Origin of the sequence: Bacillus sp. S4, from assembly GCF_040838205.1 — a bacterium.
In the GTDB taxonomy this organism is placed as follows: domain Bacteria; phylum Bacillota; class Bacilli; order Bacillales; family Bacillaceae_G; genus Bacillus_A; species Bacillus_A cereus_U.
In genome coordinates, this window is sequence record NZ_JBFPJI010000182.1 from 1 (window position 1) to 6,636 (window position 6,636).

The following is a 6,636-nucleotide window of genomic DNA, read 5'->3' on the forward strand; positions in this document are numbered from 1 at the left end:
CTTATATATTGAATACTTTCTTTTTTATAACAAAACGCAAGTATTCTTACTCAAAAAACGATTTTACTCAAACCCCCTACCACTTTCCATTTCTACTTTTTTCTAGTATAACTATGCTATAATGTATCTATTGTCAGTAAGAGGAGTGTTACAAAAATGCTGAATTCGGTCAAGAAGTTATTGGGAGATTCACAAAAAAGAAAGATTAAAAATTACGAACAAATTGTGAATGATATTAATCAATTAGAATCTGTAATGGAAACATTATCAGATGATGAGTTACGTCAAAAAACTGTTACCTTTCAAACTATGTTACAAAACGGAAAAACAGTTGACGATATAAAAATAGAAGCATTTGCTGTCGTTCGAGAGGCTGCAAGACGGGTACTCGGTCTTCGTCACTACGATGTACAGTTAATTGGTGGCCTTGTATTATTAGAAGGAAATATTGCCGAAATGCCTACTGGAGAAGGGAAAACACTCGTTTCCTCTTTACCTACTTACGTACGTGCTCTTGAGAAAAAAGGTGTCCATGTTATTACAGTAAATGATTATTTAGCCAAACGAGATAAGGAACTAATTGGTCAAGTTCATGAATTTCTTGGTCTAACGGTTGGATTAAACCTTGCTCAAATGCAATCTAGCGATAAGAAACACGCTTATGAAGCTGATATTACATATGGAATCGGTACTGAGTTTGGTTTTGATTATCTTCGTGATAATATGGCATCATCTCAAGCGCATCAAGTGCAGCGTCCATATCACTTTGCAATTATAGATGAAGTTGACAGCGTTTTAATTGATGAGGCAAAAACCCCTCTCATTATCGCTGGAAAAAAATCAAGCAGTTCCGATTTTCATTACTTATGCGCAAAGGTAATGAAAACATTTCAAGATACTCTGCACTACACTTTCGATGCAGAGACAAGAACATGTAACTTCACAGAAGATGGCATTACGAAGATTGAAGATTTATTTGATATTGATAACTTATATGATTTAGAGCATCAAACTTTATATCATTATATGATTCAAGCATTACGTGCATATGTCGCTTTCCAATTAGATGTGGATTATATTGTCTATGATGAAAAAATTATGCTCGTTGACATTTTTACAGGACGTGTTATGGATGGACGTTCTTTAAGCGACGGCTTACACCAAGCACTTGAAGCTAAAGAAGGCTTAAAAATTACAGATGAAAATCAAACGCAAGCATCTATTACAATTCAAAACTTCTTCCGCATGTATCCAGCATTATCCGGTATGACTGGTACAGCTAAAACAGAAGAAAAAGAATTTAACCGCGTATATAATATGGAAGTTATCTCTATTCCAACGAATCGTCCTATACTTCGCGAAGATAAAACAGATGTCGTATATTTAACAGCCGATGCGAAATATAAAGCTGTCTGTGCAGAAGTAATAAACATACATAAGGAAGAACGTCCTATTTTAATTGGTACGATGTCCATCCTCCAATCAGAGACTGTTGCTCGTTATTTAGATGCAGCAAATTTATCTTACCAACTATTGAATGCGAAAAGTGCTGAGCAAGAAGCTGATTTAATTGCATTAGCTGGGAAAAAAGGACAAATTACAATCGCTACAAATATGGCAGGACGCGGAACGGATATTTTATTAGAAAAAGGCGTCCATGAGCTTGGCGGTTTACATGTAATTGGAACAGAAAGACATGAATCTCGCCGTGTTGATAATCAGTTAAAAGGACGAGCTGGCCGACAAGGTGACCCTGGAAGTTCTCAATTCTTCCTTTCATTAGAAGATGAAATGATGCAACGCTACGCTGGTGAAGAAGTAGAGAAGCTTGAAAAATCACTTAAAACCGATGAGAATGGCCTAATTCAAACTACTAAAATTTACGATTTAGTCAACCGTACGCAATTAATTTGTGAAGGTAGTCATTTTTCGATGCGTGAATATAACTTGAAATTAGATGATGTCATTAACGATCAACGAAATGTAGTTTACAAACTTCGTATTAACCTCTTAAACGAAGAAACCAATATGATAGAGATTGTCGTTCCAATGATTAAAAATACAGTAGCTACTATTGCTAATGAACATTTATTAGAAGGAATGCTTCCTGAAGAGTGGGATTTCACCAGACTAGTGGAAGCTTTACAAGAAGTTTTATCTATCGAAGAAATTCCGGCATTATCTGCTAATAACGTCCATTCCGCTGAAGACTTACAAGAACTATTAAAAGATACTCTTACAAGTTATATAAAGCGTATTAATGATTTAGAAAAAAATGCAGATGCACAACAAGTATTACGTCAAATCAGCTTACACTTCCTTGATTCTGGTTGGACAAATCATTTAAGTGCAATGCAACATTTAAAAGAAGGTATTGGCTTAAGACAATATCAACAAGAGGATCCAGCACGCCTTTATCAAAAAGAAGGTTTTGAAATCTTTTTACAAACATTTAGCCATTTTGAAAAAGAGGTTGCTTTATATTTAGCAAGATATATAACTGTTCCACAAAATATATAACGAGGTGAATTGCATGCTATCATTTTTAAAGAAGGCAAGAAAAAAAGGTAGAGACTCTGTAATTTCGAGTTCTCAATTATTAGGAACCGAAGACAATATCAACAATACAAAAAACATAAAACCTAACTTATACTTTCATCCTTCTTGGAATGAAGTTTCACAAGAACAGAAGTATATTTATCAATTTTTACATAAATCTTTACCTACCTTACAAGAAAATCAAATTTCGCTAGCTGGAGTTGAAAGTAAAAAACATGAAAATGCTTATTATATTACTACATTTATTCGTAGTAGCGTAAAACATTCAATTCAATTTGAGACTCTTACTCTATCACTATTAAATAAAGATGGAGAAACATGTGCACGTCAAGAATTTGATTTGTCACTCTTAAGCGAGATTCCATCAAATGTAAATATGCCTTGGACTTTCGTATTTGAAGAAAATTCAATAACTGGAGCAACTCTATCTACAGAAGACTGGCAACTAGTATTTGACTTAAAAGGCAAACATTCATTAGATTTAGATCCTATATGGCAAGAAAAACTATCTGAAAGCGCAATAATGAAATTGCAAGAAATTATTACTAACCTTACTCCACCTGCAGAAGATGAAATTAATTTCCTAGGGCTAAACGCAGCTGTAGAAGAAAATGGAGATTTGAATGCAACGATTTTAATCCGTAATGGTTATAATCAAAATATAACTCTTGAACAACTTCCATTGCATATTTCAGATTGCTCTGGGGCTGTCGTTGCAAAAGGAGTATTTACATTAACAGATTTTCAAATCAAGGCCAATTCAACTAAACCTTGGACTTTTACATTCTCTGCTGATTCAGTATCAAAGGAAACAATCGATTTATCTAAATGGAAAGCATTTATCCCGCAATAACCATTCTTAATCAAAACACGTCGTATTCTTTTATGAATACGACGTGTTTTGATGTACAATATTATGCAATTCAACTACAGACGTTCAATATGATATGCTGCTTCTAGCTTACAAAAATCATCTATATTGTTTACTTTGTTATCTTTTAAAATTTTCAATTGATCTTCAGTCGGCTCTTCATTAATAAGCTCGTTAATTTTTTCATTCACTTTCACTGCTAACACTTGATGGAAATCTGGATGTTCTTTCAACTTGTCATCTACTTTATTAATCCAAGTTGATTTTGTATATAAATATTGTTTCCACTGTTCAACAAATTGTTGTATGTCAAACTTTTCTTCGTTCCATTCAATATCCTTCATATACTTCTCAAAAGAAGCAGCAATTGAACGTGTAATCCCGACTTTTACTCCGTGTGGTAACTGTTTGTACATCAAATATTCCCTCCAGCTTAAAGCGATTTCTTTTTAGCATAAAGAAATCTTAAAATTCTTACACTTATTATGATAGCATACTGCTAATCTAAGATGTTACTATACTGCTTAGTGTAGCAATTGTCAACAGACTTAAAACATCTAGATATAAGGATTTTCGTGCATAATAAACACATATACAAAAAATGAGAACCTCACAATCTACAACGCAATTCATGTGAAGGTTCTTATTTTTTATATTGCTTCAGCTTTCAAAAATCGTAATTTCCCTTTCTGCTCATCATTCGCCATCGTCACTATCGTCTTTTCAACATGCGGATGTACATGTTCAAGTGTCACACTCGCTCCTATTTTATCCGATTGCTCAACAAAGTTTAATAATGCCATAGCTCCTGATACATCCATATAACGTACATCTTTCATACGCAAAATAACTGGTGACTTCACATTTTGTAAAGAAGCAAAAATACGATCTACTGATAGAAATGAAAGTGGTCCCTGAATCGTATACGTCGCTTCTTTTTCTTTTATAATAGAAGCTTTACGTTCTTTACATTTCACCATGTATATAATGAAGGAAAGAATAATGCCAAACGCAACAGCAACCATTAAATCGAATTTCACTGTCACAAACATCGTCACGAACATAACAATCACATCGCCTCTCGGTGCTACATGTGCTTTCCTCATGCTTTCCCAATCAAACATCCCGATGCCAGTTAAAATTAAAATGCCTGATAATACAGCAAGCGGAATATATTGTACCACTGAACCGAGTCCCATAATGAAAATGAATAAGATGATGCTATGCATACAAGCCGACAGCGCCGTTTTCCCGCCGCTTCTTATATTAACGATTGATCTAACAGTTGCACCTGCTCCTGCTAATCCTCCGAACAAACCACTCGCAACATTACCAATACCTTGTCCGATTAACTCTTTATTACTTTTATGACGTGTCCCCGTCACATTATCCATTACGACAGACGTTAATAATGAGTCAATTGATCCTAGTAAAGCAATACTAAGCGCTGGTAATACAAGCGCTAACATGCCATTTGCGTCTAAAGTCGGTACGTGAAGAGATGGCATCGCCTCTGGAATTACACCTATCTTTTCAATCATCTTATTTAAAGAAAGAGTTCCTACAACTGGTAAGTTTACCGTAATTCCTTGTAGCATAGAAGAAAATAATGGCAACGTTACTGTAACACCTACTAATGCTACTAAACTTGATGGAATGGCCTTAATCCATTTTCCAGAAACAATCATTACAATGATCGTTAATAACACAAGTAGAAAGCTATTTTGTACGTGCTTCATTTCACCTAAAATAATAATCAGTGCAATTCCGTTCATAAATCCTGAAACAACGGGATATGGAATGTAACGAACGTAAGAGCCGAGCTTACATACACCAAATAAGATTTGAAATAACCCTGCCATCATAAATGCAATAAAACTTGCTTCTAATCCGTGAGTTGCAATAACGCCTGTTGCAATAACTGTAATCGGCCCAGTAGGACCTGTTACTTGTCCCGGTGTACCGCCAAATAATGCCGCAAACAAACCTGCAAAAATCGCACCATACAATCCGGCCAAAGCTCCCTCAGACGTTCCCGTTGCGGCAATACCAAATGCAATTGCTAGCGGCAAAGCAACAATCGCAACAGTAAACCCTGCTAAACATTCCTTTGCTATTTTTTGAAACATATAAATAACCACCTTCGTATAAAGTGAAACTTTAATCAGTGGGGGTTTTGTTCATCCCCCACTGATTATTAGCCCGCAAATAGCGGGATAAAGTCCACGTTCCATTGTACATCTAAAACAAATCATTCGTTAGCGTATTTATAAAAAACTCTTTACAGTCTCGTGAAGTAAACGCCTACATTGATAAATAGCCTTCCCAAATCAAACTAAAAAACAGCAATATGACGAATCTACCTTTGGAAACAAACTTGACTATGCTATAATGAACAAATTAAATCTTTTACTATATACTTGGAGGCACTATGCTAACTTTTGAAGAAAAATTATCAATTATTGAATCTTTCCCGGAATTAGAAAGAAAGAACGTATCATTAAAACGCGTAAACTTTCACTTTGAAGAAAGTCGTTTAGATAAAAAGAACGTTGTATATCATTTACACCCAAATGGAAACGGATTTGTATATGCAAACTTCATTAAAGGTTATAAAACAGATGATAAAGGTATGATTAACATCCGTGAGTTTTCAGAAGAAGAACTGCGTTCATTAATTGAAAAAGTAATTGAACGTCTATCACAGGAGCAAGAGGAAATTGTAGCACCAATGGAACCTGCTGCCGAAGAAGAATGGCGTAACGAAGATGGTCATATCCTTACTCTTATCTCAGAGGATGACATGTGGAACGTTTACGCTGGCGTAAACTTAGACGGTACATTCAACTCTTATCCAGAAGCTGCGGAATACCTTGATGAAGAAGGTTTCTCACGTAAATAATACGTTCCTTACTACTAATGAGGCCGTCCCAAAAGTTTTTTTGGGACGGCCCTCTTTTTATTAATAGGTAGGCTATTATTGTTGTATTTTGTAGTTAAGTCGATATAATGAGATTTATGTTGCAATTTTACCCAATAAGAACATAACTCCATTTCAAAGTTAGGATTTTGGGACAGTCCCCTCCATAAAATTATGGAATCAAAACTTCTTATTCTCACTATCCCCTATAAAAATTTGAATTTGACAACTATACGACTCCGTATTAAAAAAATCATTAACTAACTCTACTTCAATAAAACTCTCC

General features: G+C 34.9%; 5 protein-coding genes and 1 pseudogene. 3 read left to right on the plus strand and 3 right to left on the minus strand.

Translation table 11 applies throughout. The features are described 5' to 3' along the window. Positions 1-156: 156 nt before the first annotated feature. Together secA2 and AB3X48_RS15515 are read left to right on the plus strand one after the other, a co-directional pair. Complete coding sequence (secA2, locus tag AB3X48_RS15510; RefSeq protein ID WP_016103851.1) at positions 157-2,520, plus strand: accessory Sec system translocase SecA2; 2,364 nt, start codon at positions 157-159, stop codon at positions 2,518-2,520. Positions 2,521-2,533: 13 nt separating this feature from the next. After that, positions 2,534-3,412 (plus strand): accessory Sec system S-layer assembly protein, encoded by an 879-nt coding sequence (locus AB3X48_RS15515; protein ID WP_016103850.1) that lies wholly within the window; start codon positions 2,534-2,536, stop codon positions 3,410-3,412. 74 nt (positions 3,413-3,486) lie between these two features. Here AB3X48_RS15515 and AB3X48_RS15520 read toward each other — a convergent pair whose 3' ends face one another. Together AB3X48_RS15520 and AB3X48_RS15525 are read right to left on the minus strand one after the other, a co-directional pair. Further along, on the minus strand, positions 3,487-3,846 hold the full coding sequence (locus AB3X48_RS15520; protein WP_367959717.1) for a hypothetical protein: 360 nt from the start codon (positions 3,844-3,846) through the stop codon (positions 3,487-3,489). Positions 3,847-4,080: 234 nt separating this feature from the next. Beyond that, positions 4,081-5,559 carry a SulP family inorganic anion transporter gene (locus AB3X48_RS15525; protein WP_367959718.1) on the minus strand — a complete coding sequence of 493 codons (1,479 nt, stop codon included), beginning with the start codon at positions 5,557-5,559 and terminating at the stop codon, positions 4,081-4,083. Between the two features lie 302 nt (positions 5,560-5,861). Between AB3X48_RS15525 and AB3X48_RS15530 the strand changes: the two genes are divergently transcribed. Continuing rightward, complete coding sequence (locus AB3X48_RS15530) at positions 5,862-6,332, plus strand: hypothetical protein (RefSeq protein WP_016103847.1); 471 nt, start codon at positions 5,862-5,864, stop codon at positions 6,330-6,332. A gap of 198 nt (positions 6,333-6,530) precedes the next feature. On the opposite strand, the pseudogene AB3X48_RS15535 reads toward AB3X48_RS15530, so the two are convergent. Next, positions 6,531-6,636 (minus strand): annotated as a pseudogene (locus AB3X48_RS15535) (MerR family transcriptional regulator); the annotation flags it as partial.